The 18041-nt window shown below is 53.6% G+C and carries 14 protein-coding genes and 1 tRNA gene; 1 reads left to right on the top strand and 14 read right to left on the bottom strand.

From position 1 onward, the window contains the following. Window positions 1-148: 148 nt before the first annotated feature. From QN359_RS09345 to QN359_RS09290, 12 genes are all read right to left on the bottom strand, one after another. On the bottom strand, window positions 149-1819 hold the full coding sequence (locus tag QN359_RS09345) for a hypothetical protein (protein ID WP_322248197.1): 1671 nt from the start codon (window positions 1817-1819) through the stop codon (window positions 149-151). After that, a complete protein-coding gene (locus QN359_RS09340; RefSeq protein ID WP_322248196.1) occupies window positions 1816-2205 on the bottom strand; it encodes a GtrA family protein in 390 nt (129 codons plus the stop codon). The genes QN359_RS09345 and QN359_RS09340 overlap by 4 nt, the downstream gene beginning before the upstream one ends. Then, window positions 2202-3482, bottom strand: a complete 1281-nt coding sequence (locus tag QN359_RS09335) for an NAD(P)/FAD-dependent oxidoreductase (protein WP_322248195.1) — start codon at window positions 3480-3482, stop codon at window positions 2202-2204. Before QN359_RS09335 ends, QN359_RS09340 begins: the two co-directional genes overlap by 4 nt. A gap of 1 nt (window position 3483) precedes the next feature. Then, complete coding sequence (locus tag QN359_RS09330; RefSeq protein WP_322248194.1) at window positions 3484-4428, bottom strand: NAD-dependent epimerase/dehydratase family protein; 945 nt, start codon at window positions 4426-4428, stop codon at window positions 3484-3486. Window positions 4429-4441: 13 nt separating this feature from the next. Next, window positions 4442-5200, bottom strand: coding sequence for an SDR family NAD(P)-dependent oxidoreductase (locus QN359_RS09325; protein ID WP_322248193.1), 759 nt, complete (start codon window positions 5198-5200; stop codon window positions 4442-4444). 2 nt (window positions 5201-5202) lie between these two features. Then, entirely contained in the window at window positions 5203-6504 is a 1302-nt protein-coding gene (locus QN359_RS09320; RefSeq protein ID WP_322248192.1) for an FAD-binding oxidoreductase, read from the bottom strand. Beyond that, entirely contained in the window at window positions 6498-7931 is a 1434-nt protein-coding gene (locus QN359_RS09315; RefSeq protein ID WP_322248191.1) for a UbiA family prenyltransferase, read from the bottom strand. The genes QN359_RS09320 and QN359_RS09315 overlap by 7 nt, the downstream gene beginning before the upstream one ends. A gap of 428 nt (window positions 7932-8359) precedes the next feature. Continuing rightward, window positions 8360-8434, bottom strand: a tRNA-Arg gene (locus QN359_RS09310). A 117-nt stretch (window positions 8435-8551) separates the two neighbouring features. After that, a complete protein-coding gene (gene glmM / locus QN359_RS09305) occupies window positions 8552-9895 on the bottom strand; it encodes a phosphoglucosamine mutase (RefSeq protein WP_322248190.1) in 1344 nt (447 codons plus the stop codon). A gap of 18 nt (window positions 9896-9913) precedes the next feature. After that, entirely contained in the window at window positions 9914-10756 is an 843-nt protein-coding gene (folP, locus tag QN359_RS09300) for a dihydropteroate synthase (RefSeq protein WP_322248189.1), read from the bottom strand. Window positions 10757-10815: 59 nt separating this feature from the next. Then, window positions 10816-12714 (bottom strand): ATP-dependent zinc metalloprotease FtsH, encoded by a 1899-nt coding sequence (gene ftsH / locus QN359_RS09295; protein WP_322248188.1) that lies wholly within the window; start codon window positions 12712-12714, stop codon window positions 10816-10818. Window positions 12715-12835: 121 nt separating this feature from the next. Further along, a complete protein-coding gene (locus tag QN359_RS09290; protein WP_322248187.1) occupies window positions 12836-13480 on the bottom strand; it encodes an RlmE family RNA methyltransferase in 645 nt (214 codons plus the stop codon). Between the two features lie 97 nt (window positions 13481-13577). Here QN359_RS09290 and yhbY point away from each other — a divergent pair, with 97 nt between their 5' ends. Next, window positions 13578-14054, top strand: coding sequence for a ribosome assembly RNA-binding protein YhbY (gene yhbY, locus QN359_RS09285; protein ID WP_322248186.1), 477 nt, complete (start codon window positions 13578-13580; stop codon window positions 14052-14054). Window positions 14055-14103: 49 nt separating this feature from the next. On the opposite strand, the gene greA is transcribed toward yhbY, so the two are convergent. After that, window positions 14104-14580: a transcription elongation factor GreA gene (greA, locus tag QN359_RS09280; RefSeq protein ID WP_322248185.1), complete on the bottom strand. Its 477-nt coding sequence runs from the start codon at window positions 14578-14580 to the stop codon at window positions 14104-14106. A 237-nt stretch (window positions 14581-14817) separates the two neighbouring features. Then, window positions 14818-18036, bottom strand: a complete 3219-nt coding sequence (gene carB, locus QN359_RS09275; RefSeq protein WP_322248184.1) for a carbamoyl-phosphate synthase large subunit — start codon at window positions 18034-18036, stop codon at window positions 14818-14820. Between the last annotated feature and the right edge of the window lie 5 nt (window positions 18037-18041).

Here is an 18041-nt window from a genome sequence, read left to right as displayed (position 1 = left end):
CTGTGGCATGCAGGAATGACGAGGTATGCGGTGTTTCAGGTGTAAAAAACGTCCATCAGGCTTTTGCGACAGCCTCTGAGGAGACAGGGTTTTTCGCTCAATTCCGGTAAGCCACATGCGCCGGCTGTCTCGCCCCTGTCTTACCCCGTCACGGCCGCCGCAGCAAATGCAGTTGCGCACTCGCGTTCCCGCTCAATAAATAGCCGCCAAACAGGTGCTGTCCGCTCGAATCGGCAGCGGGATGCACCAGGGCGTAGCCCAGCATGCGCCCATTTTCATCCACCAGCGCCAGCACCGGCGTCGTGCCATGCTCGGACGCCAAGCTGCCGAAGACGCGCACGAAGCGCGCATCGTCCTTGAGCACATTTTGCTCAACTATTTGCCCGACTGCCGGAAGCCATGCATTGAGCGATATCACTTGCCCCAATTGCTCGCGCACCCCGGCATACACAGGATCGGCAAACACACTGAGTTTTTGGGTGCGCGCTTGTTCTATCACCGTTTGCAAGCGCAGCGGTTCCGGATACAGCAGTTCCAACTGCTCGGTATCGCGCACCGCCAACTCCATGGCCAATACCGCCAATTGCCGCTGCCACATTTTTCCGCCCAAGGGTTTGAGCGCATACAACTGGACCACCAACATCAGCACCAGCAAGCCCACCAAACCGCAGCGCGTCCAGCCTTGCCGACTGCTCAGCCAAGCGCGCCACTGCGGCAAACAGAGCAAGCACATGGCCGCCCACGCCATCAGTACCGGCGTGGTATAGCGCTGTGACAGTGCAGTTTGGTCACCGAATAACAAGCGTCCGCCGGCAGTGCCGACCGCACTGGCACACACATAAGCAAGGAAAAACAACAGTGCCAACGGCACCGCTGCCGGCGCGCGACTGCGCCAAGCCTGCCAAGTAAAACGCAGTGTGAGGCCTAACAAGACTGCTCCCATAATACTGGCGAAGGCACGACCGAGGTATCCTTTGAACACCAGATAATGAAACGGGCTGCCGAGGTAAAGGCAGACATAATGCAGCGCATCGAGCGGATGTGCGAGCAAAGTCTGCAGCGGCGAACTATGATCGCTCGGTGCGGAAAAACCATGAAAATACAGCCAACTGCACAGCAGTGCCAGCAGCGCCAAAACAGCCACCCGCCAGGCGCTCTGGCGCAGCCACAGCGCATACAACGCCAGCAAGGGCAAGGCCAGCACACCATTGGCCATCGCCCCCAAGGCCAGCACACCGAGTACGCAAGCGAGCACAAACCAGACGCGCCCGCGTTGTACCGACACAGCCAGTGCATACAGCGCTGCCAGCGGTAACAACTGCGCGAGGATGAACTGGCTCTGAAACGGCGAAGTAAGATTATCCGATTGCGTCCACAAAAATAACCATGCCGTCAGTAGCCATGCGAAGGCACGCTCAATTGGCGACAGCGGCGCAGGCCCACACAAGTCCTTGAGCATGCGCCAGAACAGCGCGGCCGTGGCCAGCACCAGCAGATAATTGACCGCGATCAGAAAGATATACTGGCCACCGAACAAACGTTCATCAAGCCAAAACAAGAGCCGCGATAAAACAATGCGATGTTCATTGTGTTGCGCCCACCAAGCACTGTTATCACCCTCATTGAGCGCCGCCATGAAACCGATCACGCCATCCCACATATCCCACCAAGGAATCGCGGTATAGCCACGTACCCCGCCGATGAACGCCAACAACAGCATGATCCCAGCATAGGCGGCACTATAACCCAGCCAACTCGGTGCGGACTGATCGACAACCGGGATGGCTGCGCCGGCTGGCGCTTGCTTGCGCCGCCTCATCGCAGTGGCTCCGCGCGAAACGAGCCATAGCGGTGACCAAGATAACTGGTCAATACTGGCACCGCAATCCCGATCGCATGGGCTGCCGCCGGTGCCAGCCAGCGTAACAGTGCCACGCTGATCAAGTAGGTTTGTAAAATCGCTAAGCCATTGACCACGATGAAAAACAGCAACGAGTGCGATAAAGTTTGCCGACTATCCGTAAACACCAGGTATTTTGCCAAGATAAAGGCCAGCAACATGCCACATACATAAGCGAGCAACACGGCAGCAGCGAAATCGACCCAGCGGTTAAAGACAATACGGGCACTGAAATTGAGCAGTGCTGCCAAACCGCTGCACAGCAGGAATAAGGAAAACTGCTTGGTATGACTACGCGCCTTCATGAGAACACCGTGCGCGCAAGTTCTCGACCGAAGGCGATGCTTTCCGAAATACCGCGATCTTCCGGGTAATAACATGAGGTATCAGCCAGCCACAAACCGGATACGCTAAGCTGTGGCAAACGCTGTAAATACCCGGGTTCGCACAGCGGTTGCGCATACCGGTAACGGCTGGCACGCATTGCCAGAAAATCTTCGTCGACCAAAGCCGGATTAATTTTTTTCAAATAGCGGCGTACTTTATCGAGAAACACTTGATCCGGTTCGGCGAATTTTTCATGTTCGCCTGGCATGTAAAAGGGCACGTAAACCACATGCCCATCAAGCGCTCGCAAATTACTGTATTCAACCAGACCCGGAATATCCATCTCTTCATCATTCGTATTGAGCCAAAAATTGTCACTCACGGCACGCCGTAATTTGACAATCACACATACCACAGCCATGTTTTTGAGCGCCCGTAGCTGCGTCAGCACCGCTGCCGGCAAATCGGGTATCAGTGCCGGCACATGTGGTAAGGGAATCGTGCTGATCACTTTTTCAAATGCGAAAAATTGTCCTTGCGATTCCACCCCGCGCACGCCATCAGCATCGAGCACGACGCGGCTGACTGCCGAGCTCAAACGGATCTCACCGCCATGCCGCTCAATGTCGCGTCGCATCGCCTGCAGCAAGGTTTCCGAACCACCGTCGAGATAGCCGAGCTGTTCGGCAAACAAACTGCGGCGCGAACGAGCAATACGCCGAATCCGGCTCCAAATCCAAGCGGCCGAGACGTCTTGGCTGTATTGATAAAATTTGTATTCAAACAACCGCCGCCACAACACTTCGTACGCTTCTTCACCTACCCATTTTTTCAACCAAGGGATGGCATGCACGCAGTCCAGCGTTTGCCACGTATCACGCTTGCTGGCTGAATAGACATGCCAGCCGTAACGAAATTTAGCGAGCATACTCAAACCCCGAAAACGCAGCAAAGCCAGCGGATTCCCCCATGCTTGCAAACGGTTTTGATACCAGTAAGCCATGCGGGTCGTCACCCAATGCAGACGATCGGCCAGACCGAGTTCGCTCAACATGCCCAAGAAGGCGGCATCAGAGGTGCAATGGAAATGGTAGTAGCGCTCGATACGTAGTCCACCGAAGTCGAAGGCGGCGCTCATGCCACCGATACGGTCATCGGCTTCGTACACGACCGGACAATGACCGTCACGTGCCAGTTGATATGCCACTGCCAAGCCCATAGGACCGGCCCCCAGTACGGCGATACGTGCTGCCATATTAAAACTCCAGAATAATGTGACTGTAGCGGCGGTCGTTGAAGGTTTCATCAATCGCCAGTGCAAACGGTGTCGCCGGCACGCCAAACAGGCTGGGCCAATCGATGACTTCGAAGCGGTCGCGAGTACAGAGTGCGGCTAATTGCTGCGTCGTGAATGGCGGATTACGATCAAACCAGGCCCACAAGCGCAGCAAAGCATGAAACACGCGATACGGCAGTCGGCACAGTAGCGTGCGGCTGCCGGTGACCTGCCGAATCCGGCGAATGATATCGATGTAATCGATGTTTTCTTGTCCCGAGATATTGTAAGTGCCGCTTAACTCCGGTTTTTCAAGGCAGCGCACGATGATGCGGCAAAAATCAGCGGCATACAAAGGCTGGCGCAGATAGTGCCCATGACCGGGAATCGGAAACAGCGGCACGCGGCGCATGAACCGGGCCAGCCAGCCCAGATGTTTGCGGTCGAACCAGCCGAACATCAGGGTCGGCCGCAAGATGGTGCAAGCCAGGCCGCTGGCGCGCACCAACTGTTCCTGCGTGCGCTTACTGCGGGTATAAAAATCATCTGCAGCCGAATTGAGCACGGAAGAACTGATATGTATCAGTTGCACGTTTGGATAATGCTTGAGCAAAGCCAGAATCAGGCGTGTGCTGGTGATGCTATTGCGCGTGAATTCAGTTTCAAGCGTGCCCCCTATTTGCGCTTGCAGCATCACCAAGGCAGCCGCCCCCTCTACATGTCGCTGCCACTCCCCAGCTTGCGCCAGATCGGCATACTCAGCCTGCACCTGCGGCTGCCATTGGCGTAGCACGGCCAAATTGGCACGATGCTTATCGAGTACCACCAGATTGCGATAGCCACGCGCGCGCAACTGCGCCACCAAATTTTGCCCCACCAGCCCGGCACCGCCGGCGAGAATGATTTTTTTATCTTGCCAATGCATCAGCAACGATCCTTCAGATATTGAGTTTATTAAAAATCGCGCGTGGCAACACTCGAATGAGCAGCATAATCAGCGCCCATTTGCGCGGCACATAAATCACGGCACGATGCTTTGCGATCCCGGCAACAATCGCATCCGCCACCTGCCCCAGCGGTGCCAAACGCACGCCACTGCGCAGCAAGTGCGCAGTCATTGGGCTGGCGGTCGGCCCCGGCTTGATCAAGACCACGTGCAAGGGGGTACCGGCAAAGCGGTGTTGCAGTCCTTCGGCATAGCGGCTCAATAAGGCTTTGGCCGCACCGTAAACATAGTTCGATTTGCGCCCGCGCTCACCGGCGACCGAGCTGATCAATGCCAAACAGCCGCCACCCTGTTGCTGCATCCGCGCCGCGAAGGCTTCGGCAAACAGCGCCGGCGAAATCGCATTGAGCAACAAGGCTTCGCGCGTCAATTGCACGTCCGCTTGACAAGCCGCTTGCAATGGCAAATTACCGTGCGCGATCAGCGCGATATCGATGGGGCCACCCTGGACTAACTCGGCCGCGCAAGCCTCGATCGCCACGACATCAAGAAAATCAAGGCAACGGCTGCTGATATCTGCGAGCGGATAGCGCAGCCGTAAATCCGCTTCCAATACCGCCAACTTTTCCGCATTGCGTCCGAGCAAGACACAGGCAGCGGCACCGCCTGCCAGCCAGCGACGCGCGCACTGACTGGCGATGGCCGAGGTGGCACCGATGATGACAATACGTGCGCGCTGATAACGTAGCATGGTCAATACCCCATCAAACGCCGCGACATGGCTGAACTCAAGCCCGGATCGCGGTAAGTGGAAAATTCGTTCAGGCGCGGATAAGCAGCGCGGAACAAGGTACGCGGCATGCAAGCATCTTTGGCCAGATACAAACGTCCACCAGCTTGGGCGACGATGGCATTAAGTTGCTCGAACAAGTCAGTGGTCGAGACACCGCGATTAGGGAAATCCAGTGCCAAGCTCACACCGGCGGTCGGAAAACTCAACATACCTAGTGAAGCACGCACACCAAAAGTTTTCAGCACCGCCAGAAATGAACCCTCGCCGCTGCGTTTGATCGCCGCCAGCATGGCCGCTACGGCAAACGGTCCCGGTACCGATGGCAGTACGCATTGGTATTGGTAAAAACCGCGCGGTCCATACATGCGATTCCAGTTGAGCACATGATCGAGCGGATAAAAAAATTGCTGATAGTGCTGTGGCTTTGACCGTTCGCGCTGCCGCTGGCGCTGCAAATAATAATAGCCGCGGTTAAGCCAAGGCAGCGTCACCCGGTTAATCAGCGAAAACGGTGGCACCATAGGCATGGCGACAGCTTTGCGCGCAACCGGCAGGGGCAAATGCGCCTGGCTGTGACGGCCGCGTAAAAAAATGCCGCGCCCACAGCGCGAGCGACAATCTATCCATGCCACGGTGTATTCCCAGGTCAGGGCGGAACTGGCGGACAAGGCAAAAAATTCATCGAGATTGGCATACGCGAGGCTTTCGCAATCCAGCCAAGGGCCGACAACACGACGCAGTTGCAACTCCACCTCACTGATGATGCCAGTCAAACCTATCCCGCCCACCGTGGCGGCAAACCAGCCGGCATTGTGCCGAGGACCGCAGTCGATGATGGTGCCATCGCTGCGTATCAGCCGCAATTGCCGCACATGATTGCCGAATGACGCCTGACTATGTTGATTCTTACCGTGCACATCATTGGCAATCGCACCGCCGACCGTCACAAGCTCGGTCCCTGGCGACACCGCCAGCATCCAGCCACAAGGAAGGCTGAGTTGCTGTATATCCCGCAACAATACCCCTGCTTCACAGCACAACACACCGCTGCGACGATCGAAGGAAATGAAACGATCGAGGCCACGGGTGTGCAGCAAACGACCACCGGGATTGAGGCAAGCATCGCCGTAACTGCGCCCCATACCATACGCCAGCGCTGGCACGCCAGCTTGCAAGGCAGTGGCGATATCGGCACGCTGGTACAGCGTACTGACATGATGCGGACGTGCACCCAAGCGCCCCCAAGAATCGATGTTTACCATGGTTTGCCGAGCGCTCCCAGGCTCAATATCACCATAAACACGAGGCCAGACCAAAGGCTGGCGCGATCACGCAAGGCAAACACCAAGGGATCATCGTGCATATTGCCGCGGTCAGCCTGCATCCATATCCAGCTGACCCAAAACAGGGTGACCGGTATCGTGCCCCAGATCAGCTCTGGTGCCCGGTACAATTCGATCACCACCGCACTGTTAATGTATAAGGCCAGCACCAGCACCGCACCATAGCCGGCCGTCACGCCCAACATTTGTATGAGGCTGGCATCGGAAGTGTAATAGCCGCGGCCATGGACCTGCTGCATCCCTTGCCGTGTTTGCCCACGTAATTCAGCATAACGCTTGACGAAGGCCAATGAAAGAAACAAAAATCCCGAAAACGCCAACAACCAAAATGACAAGGGCAATTGCACCGCCGCCGCACCAGCCACCAAGCGTAAGGTGTATAGGCCGGCTAAGGCAATGCAATCGATGACCATGATACGTTTGAGATAAAAAGAATAGGCGCAGGTCAACGCAAAGTAAGCCAGCAGCCATACGGAGAACTGCGGCCCTACTTGCCATGCCAACAGCCCGCTCGATCCCAACAGCAAGGGCAACAACAATACCCCGAGGTGCAAAGGAAGCAAGCCGCGCGCAAACGGCCGGCGGCGCTTGCGTGGATGCTTACGGTCTGAGGGTAAATCGAGCAAGTCATTAGCGATATACACGGCCGAAGCACACAAACAAAACGAGCAAAACGCCAACAGCAAGGTAAGCAATGGCTCCAAGGCACCAAGTTGATGCGCACCGAACAAGGGAATGAAGATCAACAGATTCTTCAGCCATTGATGAACGCGTAATGCCTGGCACCAGCCTCGCACGCCGATTGGTTCGGGCGGAAAGACTTGCTCGAGCCGGCAACACTGCTGTGCCCTTGCCAGCAAAGCTGGATCAGCATTGACGGCGATGCCGGCACGCGCATGCGACCACACCGCCAAATCAGCCGAGGAATTACCGGCATAATCAAACCTGCCGCTGCCAAAGCGTGCCACCAGCGCCTCCGCCTTATGCGTACCGGCCAGATTGCGTCTGCCATCACTGGCGATCACCGCATCAAAAATACCGAGGTGAGCGGCAATGCGGCGAGCAATTTTGCCATCGCTGGCTGTACACAAAAGTAAGCTTCGGCCATTGCGATGTTGCGCGACCAGTTCGGCGAGAAAGTGCGGATGATAGGGTAAGGTAGCCGGATCGAAGTCGGTCCGTTCGGCCAGTTGTTGTTTGAGAATAGCTTTACCACACATAAGCCACAGCGGCACACGCCATAGCGCGCACGGCTGCTCACGCAGGAACGCCAACGCCGATTCTTGCAGCATGTCGGTATGAATTAAGGTGCCATCTAAATCAACCACTAAAGGATAAGAGTTCAAAATCTCACTTTCATAAAAATGAGGAACGATTCCGTCTGCCCACAAACGCGTCTTAGTGGCCAATCCGAATCAGCTCATCACGATTGCAGTGTAAATGAGGCACATCGGTACAAAATTGATGGAAAACTTATCGTGAGCGAGATTTTCTTACGCACATTAAAATGTAAAAAAGATAATTGTTTGATGTAGAATAGGCGTGAAACAGCGGATAGTCAAACCGCATTTGCAGTTAAAACGAAGGCTGCGGCGTTTCCGCCAAAAGGAGACTATCGCTTCGGGATATTACCCAAACCGCCCGTAAGCTCGTTCCTGCGAGCTTTTGGCAGGAATGACGTAGCGAGGACACACGCGAGAATGAAGTGATTGTTGGCGGGGTGTACGACCCGCCAAGAGCGCGCGGACAAAAGCCCGATGCAGCGCAGAAGTATTGGTCGGCCCGGAGGGAATCGAACCCCCATGATCGCTTTAGAAGAGCGAGGTCCTATCCGTTGAACGACGGGCCGCCTAGGAACCAGATGAAGCGCGACTGATAAAAAAACAGCCGGAAAAACTGAAGTGGCCATACTACCTGTTTACTGCCGCGGTATCAAGCCGCGGCAGAACTTAGTCAGGCGTATTTATCAGCCATGTTCAATACACGCCACCAAGCGGCGTGCACAAGTGTTAGCCAATTCATCCGCATCGGCTTCCACCATCACTCGCAACAGCGGTTCGGTGCCGGAAGCGCGGATCAAGACGCGGCCGCGACCTTTCAATTGCTCTTCCACCGCTGTTTTTTCCTGCATCAAAGCGGCATTGTTTTGCCAATCAAAACCGGCAGCAACGCGCACATTTAACAATACCTGCGGAAATAAGTGTAATTCACTGAAGCAGGCATCGAGCGACTTGCCACTGCGACGCAGGGCCGACAAGACCTGCAAGGCCGAAATAATGCCATCACCGGTCGAATGCTTATCCAGACATAACAAATGACCAGATCCTTCGCCACCGATCAACCAGCCGCGCTCCTGCATTTGCTCGAGCACATAGCGGTCACCGACCCGCGCACGCACAAAACCGACGCCCAGTTTTTCGAAAGCGATTTCGACCGCCATATTGGTCATCAAGGTGCCAACGGCACCCGCTACCGGGCCCATACTCAAGCGATCGACCACAATCAAATACAACAATTGATCGCCATTATAAATTTTCCCATGGCGGTCGACCATGATCAAACGATCCGCATCGCCATCGAGCGCGATGCCGAGATCGGCATGGTTGGCGCGTACCGCAATGGCTAAGGCATCGGGGGCAGTCGCACCAACTTTGTCATTGATATTCAAGCCGTTCGGTGTATTACCGATCGCAATCACCTCGGCACCAAGCTCATGCAAGACGTGCGGAGCGATGTCGTAGGCGGCACCATGGGCACAATCAACCACAATGCGCAGGCCGCGCAAATCGAGTTCAGATGGAAACGTACTCTTACAAAATTCTATATAGCGACCACTGGCATCAGGCAAGCGCTTAGCCTTCCCAAGATGATCCGAACTGACACAGAGCATCGGTTCTTCCAACGCCGCCTCAATCGCCAATTCGACTTCATCGGCGAGCTTATTGCCTTGCGATGAAAAAAACTTGATACCATTATCAGCGTAATGATTATGCGAGGCCGAAATGACGACGCCGGCCGACAAGCGCAGGGCGCGCGTCAGATACGCCACCCCCGGAGTTGGCATCGGGCCGCACAACATCACGTCAACACCGGCGGCAGCAAAGCCAGCTTCGAGCGCGGCTTCAAGCATATAGCCGGAAATACGGGTATCTTTACCAATCAAGACCGTTGGACGCTTATCGCCACGCGAACCGGCTTGCGCCAGCACTTTGCCGGCAGCGTAACCAAGCCGCATTACAAAATCAGGCGTGATCGGTGCAACACCGACGCGACCACGGATACCATCGGTACCAAAATATTTTCTTGTCATTATTCTTTTTCCTAATAATCAAGCAAGCAAAGCCTGCCATACAGTTAAGGCATCCATTGTTTCAGCGACATCATGGACGCGCACGATTTTAGCACCCCGCTGCGCTGCCGCCAAGGCCGCGGCGACGCTGCCGGCCAAACGGCGCTCGGCGCTTTTCCCAGTCAATTCACCGATCATGGTTTTACGCGACACGCCAACCAAGAGTGGCAAACCTAATTCTTGTTGCAAGTATTCGATATCTTGAAAGAGTGCAATATTATGCGCCAAAGATTTACCAAAGCCAAAGCCCGGATCAATACAAATCTGTTCGCGTGCAATACCACTGGCTTGCAAGGCCTGCGCTTGTGCAGCAAGAAATTGCAAGACTTCGGCATGCACATCTTGGTATTGCGGCCGCTGCTGCATATCGCCAGGCGTTTTTTGCATATGCATCACACACAGGCCCGCCTCCGAATCAGCCACGGCAGCGCGCGCCTCAGGCGAGCGAAAACCTTGTATGTCGTTGATCATATCGGCACCGGCCAGCAGCGCTTCACGCATGACGGCCGGTTTATAGGTATCGATCGAGAGTGGTTTGCCGCAGTCACGCAGCGCGAAGATCACCGGCATCACACGCGCCAATTCTTGCTCCAGCGATAAGGCTTGCGCACCTGGCCGACTCGACTCACCACCGATATCAATGATGTCGACGCCCTCCTCGATCATTTGTTCGGCACGCGACAGCGCACTGTCGAGGTCGAGAAATTGGCCACCGTCAGAAAATGAATCCGGTGTAACATTGAGTATGCCCATCACCAGCGGCTTATGCCGCGCCGCGCCCCAGTTAAACCGATAGCGGCCACATTGAAAATAATTAGTCATAAAAAAGAAAAGGCGAGGATTACTCCCCACCTTTTTAAAAAAACACTGTCGTCAAAAAATCAAGCCGGTGCCGTCACATTCGGCGTCACACCACCACTGCCACCACCCGATGAATCGGAGGTAGAGCGACCGGTAGACTGACCGAGTTTCGGCGGCCGCGGCGGCATGCCATTCATGATGTCACTGACTTGATCGGCGTCGATGGTTTCCCAATCGAGCAGAGCTTTCGTCATGGCTTCCACTTTATCGCGGTTTTCTTCGAGCAAGCGGCGCGACAGCGCGTACTGAGTATCGAGAATCGAGCGAATTTCGGCATCGACTTTTTGCTGCGTCGCTTCCGAGATGGTTTTCGAGGAAGCACCGAAGTAACCTTCTTGCTGATTATCTTCGTAGACCATCACACCCATGCTATCGGACATACCGAAGCGTGTGACCATGGAACGAGCTAACTTGGTGGCACGAGAAAAGTCATTCGAGGCACCGGTAGACATTTGGCCGACAAAAATCTCTTCGGCAATACGGCCACCGAACAAGATGGAAATTTCTTCCAACATCTTATCTTTGTAACCGCTGATCTGATCATGCTCAGGCAATTGCCAAGTCAAGCCGAGGGCAAAACCACGCGGCATGATGGTCACTTTATGTACCGGATCAGCCTTAGGCATGAGCTTGGCGATCACAGCATGACCAGACTCGTGATACGCGGTATTGCGACGTTCATCTTCACGCATGACCATAGACTTACGTTCCGGACCCATGAAGATTTTGTCTTTGGCATCTTCGAAGTCAAGCATTTCGACCAAGCGTTTGTTGCGACGCGCGGCAAACAAGGCTGCTTCATTGACCAAATTGGCCAAATCGGCACCGGAAAAACCCGGGGTACCACGCGCCAAGATATCGGCGCGCACATCGGAAGAAATTGGCACTTTGCGCATGTGAACATTAAGAATCTGTTCACGACCACGGATATCAGGCAAACCGACCGATACTTGACGATCGAAACGACCAGGACGCAACAAGGCTTTATCGAGCACATCGGCACGGTTGGTCGCAGCCACAACGATGACACCGGAATTGGCTTCGAAACCATCCATCTCAACGAGCATCTGATTCAAAGTCTGTTCGCGCTCATCGTTACCACCACCCATGCCGGCACCGCGATGGCGACCGACCGCATCAATTTCATCGATGAAGATGATGCAGGGAGCATGTTTTTTAGCATTCTCAAACATATCACGCACACGGGATGCGCCGACACCGACGAACATTTCGACGAAGTCGGACCCGGAAATGGTGAAAAACGGCACTTTCGCTTCGCCGGCAATCGCCCGCGCCAACAAAGTTTTACCGGTACCCGGTGGCCCGACCATCAATACGCCGCGCGGAATACGACCGCCGAGCTTTTGAAACTTGGTCGGATCGCGCAAGAAATCGACCACTTCCGTCACTTCTTCTTTGGCTTCATCACAGCCGGCTACATCGGCGAAACTGACATTGTTATTGGTATCATCGAGCATACGCGCCTTCGACTTACCGAAGGAGAACGCGCCACCCTTGCCGCCACCTTGCATCTGGCGCATGAAAAACACCCAGACGCCAATTAACAACAACATCGGGAACCAAGAAATAAAAACTTGCGACAGGAAAGATTGCTCTTCCGGCGGTTTATTATCGAATTTAATGCCGTTACTGACCAGATCACCGACCAAGCCGCGATCAAATATCGTCAATTGCGATTTGATTTTTTTTCCATCGTTAGTGACCGCGGTCACGGTACGATTGGCATCATCGATCGTTGCCTCTTTAATATGCTTGGCCTTGACCTCATCGAGAAATTCCGAATAAGGCACGGCAGCCATGCCGGCACCGCTCGTCTTTCCTTCAAACTGCTTGAAAAGAGTGAAAAGCACTAAGGCAACAACTACCCAGATAGCCGCTTTTGAAAACATATTATTCACGAGAACTCCTTAAGCGCAGGTTACGCCATTTGATACGGTAATCATTATTCTACCCTCAATAGGTAGAGCTTGCTAGCCAACATATGCTGGCACTATTGAGGATTATCAAGAGCAAATTCTTTCATTCAAGGTTCTTCAAACCTTTTCCAAGCAAAAAAATCTCAGAAGACTTGTCTTTGCTCGCTTTTGGTTTTTTATTAATAACCTGTTTGAATTCATTTTTAAATAAATCAACTATATTATTATAACTAGGTCCATGAAAACATTTGACCAGCAAAGCGCCACCCGGTTTCAGATGCGCTTTGGCGAAATCGACCGCCAATTCGATAATATATTCGACGCGCGCCGAATCGACCGTCGAGTTACCCGATAAGTTCGGTGCCATATCCGACAGCACCACATCGACTTTACGGCCCAATAAACTGCGTTCCAATTCGTCGAGCACTTCTTTTTCGCGGAAATCGCCCTGAATAAAGCCGACATCGGCAATCGGATCCATAGGCAGCAAATCGAGTGCAAAAATTTCACCGACGATACCGCCGCCTTCCTTCCCGGCCAGCTTATTACGTACATATTGCGACCAACTACCCGGCGTTGCCCCCAGATCGACGATGATTTGACCAGGACGGATCAGTTTTTCCGTCTCATCGATTTCCTTGAGCTTGTAAACAGCACGGGCGCGGTAGCCTTCTTTTTGCGCAAGTTTCACATAAGGATCATTTATATGATCGTGAACCCAATTTTGATTGAATTTATTCTTTGCCATTCGCGTAAAATACTGCCTTTAAAGGAAATCTTTAATCTGCCTGGCTGCGCCAGGTGATTTATTATCGTGCACCCAATCGGACGCACAAGGAAAACATATGTTAAAACTTACCCCCGTCGAACGCAGCGAACTGCGCTCGCAAGCCCACGCCCTCAAACCGGTCGTCCTGATCGGCGAAGCCGGCGCGACGCCCGCTGTCGTCAAAGAAATTGATTCGGCGCTCAATTCGCACGGCTTGATCAAGGTTCGCGTATTTGGCGACGACCGTGAAGCCCGCATTGCCATGTATGAAAGCATTTGTGCCGATCTGCGCGCCGCACCGGTACAGCATATAGGAAAACTGCTGGTTTTGTATCGCCCAAAGGTTGAAGGCAAGCAAGAAACTAAATTGGTCAAAAAAGGCCGTGGCATGCGCGAAGTCACGATCGTCAAGCCTAGCCCTAGCGGCACCAAAAAACCGACGGTCTCGAAAGTGATGGTCAAAGGCAACGAACGTGTGACTCAGGGTGGCAATATCAAACGTGCCAAACCGCGTCAATCCAGTCCTAAAAAATCAGCGTTGGCAAATAGCTGAGTTCCCCTTCGGGAGCGGGCGATGGCATAACATGCCATCGCCGCCGCACTCAGATATAAGCAACGTCGAGCACTTCGTATTCACGTACGCCCGCCGGTGCCTGCACACCAACGACATCGCCGGCATATTTGCCGATCAAGGCGCGGGCGATCGGTGAAGTGATCGATACTTTACTGAGTTTCAGATCGGCCTCATCTTCGCCGACGATCTGATACGTCACCTTTTGCGCCGTTTCCAAATCTTCCAAATGCACGGTAGAACCGAACACGACGCGACCTTCAGCATCGAGTGTAGTCGGATCAATCACTTGCGCCGAACCGAGCTTACCTTCGAGATCGGCAATCCGTCCTTCGATGAAGGCTTGGCGTTCTTTGGCTGCATCGTATTCGGCATTTTCCGACAAATCGCCCTGGGCGCGCGCTTCGGCGATCGCATTGATCACATCCGGGCGCTCTTTGGTTTTCAGAATATGCAATTCTTGCTTCAATAATTCTGCGCCGTATTTGGTAACAGGTACTGTACTCATGATATTTACACTTATAGAAATGGGTTTACTCAAGATGGCATAGGTATAGGCTGAGCACGGATGCTGCCTTTATACCAAAACAATGATTACGCCTGTCCGGAAAGTAAAAATACAGAGGCCACAAACGCTGCGACCTCTGTATTGAGTTGTTTACTGGTCATCGGCATGCTGCGAAACAAACATGTTTCGCAGATCGCCCGCGCCGCCCGCAGGCAGTACGAAGCTCGCCGAAAGAACTCAGTTTAAGGTTTTATGCAAACCTTGTAAATCATAAACATGCAATTCATTCAAATGACGCATGCCTTCCACTGCAGCTTCCGCCCCGGCGATGGTGGTGAACGTCGTCGCCCGTGCATGAAGTGCCGAAGTGCGAATCGCGCGCGAGTCGACGATGGCATTGCGCTTCTCTTCGACGGTATTGATGACCAAAGAAATTTCATTGTTCTTGATCATATCAACCACATGCGGCCGTCCTTCAACAACTTTATTGACGATAGTCACAGGAATCCCGGCTGCCCCGATAGCAGCAGCCGTGCCACGCGTGGCGACCACGGAAAATCCAAGTTCGACCAAGTCACGCGCCACCTTGACGGCACGCGGCTTGTCACTGTTTTTGATGCTCAGGAAAACCTTGCCCGAAGTCGGCAATTTAACGCCGGCACCGAGTTGTGATTTAACAAAAGCTTCGCCAAAAGTTTTACCGACGCCCATGACTTCACCGGTCGATTTCATTTCCGGTCCGAGTATGGTGTCGACGCCAGGGAATTTCACGAATGGGAATACCGCTTCCTTGACGCTGAAATACGGCGGCACCACTTCGGCACCGATGCCTTGTGAATCCAAGGATTGGCCAACCATACAACGTGCGGCGATTTTTGCCAGTTGCAAGCCGGTCGCTTTAGAGACGAAAGGTACGGTACGCGAAGCGCGTGGATTGACTTCGAGAACGAAGACCACATCTTTACCATCTTGCTGCTGTATGGCAAATTGCACATTCATCAAGCCGACCACATTCAAGCCTTTGGCCATCAGGGCGGTTTGGCGCTTCAATTCTTCTATCGTTTCGACGGAAAGCGAATACGGTGGCAAAGAACAGGCGGAATCACCGGAATGCACGCCGGCTTGTTCGATGTGCTCCATCACGCCACCAATAAAGGTGCGCTTACCATCGGACAGGCAATCGACGTCGACTTCAATGGCATCATTGAGGAAGCGATCGAGCAGGACCGGCGAATCGTTCGACACCTTGACCGCTTCGCGCATATAGCGTTCGAGGTCACGTTGTTCATGCACGATTTCCATGGCGCGACCACCCAAGACATACGAGGGACGGACCACCAACGGATAACCGATTTCTGCCGCCAAGGCGAGCGCATCGGCTTCGTTGCGGGCAGTACGGTTAGGCGGCTGACGCAAGCCTAACTCTTGCAGCATTTTTTGGAAGCGTTCGCGATCTTCGGCCGCATCGATCATGTCCGGCGAGGTACCGACGATAGGTACACCATTCGCTTCGAGGTCGAGCGCCAGTTTCAATGGCGTTTGACCGCCGTATTGCACGATCACGCCGACCGGTTTTTCGATTTCGACGATTTCGAGTACATCTTCGAGCGTCAGCGGCTCAAAATACAGGCGATCAGAAGTATCGTAGTCGGTCGAAACGGTTTCCGGATTACAGTTGACCATGATGGTTTCGTAGCCATCGGCGCGCATCGCAAAAGCGGCATGCACACAGCAGTAATCGAACTCTATCCCTTGACCAATACGGTTAGGACCGCCGCCGAGCACCATGATTTTTTTCTTATCGGTAGGATGCGATTCACATTCTTCCTCGTAAGTCGAATACATGTATGCGGTGTTAGTAGCAAATTCGCCGGCGCAGGTATCGACTCGTTTGTATACCGGGCGCACCTTGAGTGCCTTACGTTTTTCGCGAATCGCGGTATCCGTGGTACGCAGTAGCTTTGCCAAACGACGATCGGAAAAGCCTTTTTGCTTGAGCTTTAACATCAAGTCTTTGTCGACGCTCTCGAGCGTTTGCTCATCGAGCCACAATTCGATGTCGACGATATCTTTAATCTGCGCCAGGAACCATGGATCGATGTGCGTCAGTTGATGCACTTCTTCCATCGTGAAACCTTGGGCGAACGCGTCACCGACATACCAGATACGATCCGGACCCGGCTCGCCGAGTTCTTTTTCCAAAGTTTCGCGGTCTTGGGTTTTTTCATTCATCCCATCGACGCCAACTTCCAAGCCGCGCAAAGCTTTTTGAAACGATTCTTGGAAAGTACGGCCGATCGCCATCACTTCACCAACCGATTTCATTTGCGTGGTCAGACGGTTATCCGCCTGTGGAAATTTTTCAAACGTGAAGCGCGGTATCTTGGTCACGACGTAATCGATAGACGGCTCAAACGAAGCCGGTGTGGCACCGCCCGTGATGTCATTGCGCAGTTCATCGAGCGTGAAGCCGACGGCCAGTTTGGCGGCGATTTTCGCGATCGGGAAGCCGGTCGCTTTCGATGCCAAAGCCGAGGAACGCGATACGCGCGGATTCATTTCGATTACGATCATACGGCCATCGGCCGGATTGATCGAGAATTGCACATTCGAACCACCGGTATCGACACCGATTTCACGCAGCACTGCCAGCGAGGCATTGCGCATGATTTGGTATTCTTTATCGGTCAGTGTTTGTGCTGGAGCTACCGTGATCGAGTCACCGGTATGCACGCCCATAGGATCAAGATTTTCGATCGAGCAAACGATGATGCAATTGTCGGCTTTATCGCGCACGACTTCCATCTCGTATTCTTTCCAGCCGATCAGCGATTCTTCAATCAGTAATTCACTGGTTGGCGAGGCTTCAAGGCCACGCTTGCAAATCGTTTCGAATTCTTCCGGATTGTAGGCGATACCGCCGCCGGTGCCACCCATAGTAAACGATGGACGGATAATGACAGGAAAGCCTACGTCTTTTTGCACGACCCACGCTTCATCCAAATTATGCGCCACACCCGAACGCGCCGAACCGAGGCCGATCTTAGTCATGGCTTGCTTGAATTTGGAACGGTCTTCGGCTTTATCAATCGCTTCCGGCGAGGCACCGATGAGTTCGCAATTGTATTTAGTCAGCACGCCATGACGATGCAAATCGAGGGCGCAATTGAGCGCAGTCTGGCCGCCCATGGTTGGCAAAATCGCGTCCGGCTTTTCCTTGGCAATGATGCTCTCAACCACTTGCCAGGTGATAGGCTCGATATAGGTCACGTCGGCCATTTCCGGATCCGTCATGATGGTGGCCGGATTGCTGTTGACCAGAATCACGCGATAACCTTCTTCGCGCAAAGCTTTGCAAGCCTGCGCGCCGGAATAATCGAACTCGCAAGCCTGACCGATGATAATAGGACCAGCACCGATGATTAAAATACTTTTTATGTCGTTACGTTTTGGCATAGTGA

The sequence above is a fragment of the Undibacterium sp. 5I2 genome (genome assembly GCF_035019605.1).
Classification (GTDB): domain Bacteria; phylum Pseudomonadota; class Gammaproteobacteria; order Burkholderiales; family Burkholderiaceae_D; genus Undibacterium.
The sequence above is the reverse complement of the archived record's forward strand: the minus strand, read 5'-3'. Positions and strand labels throughout refer to the sequence as shown.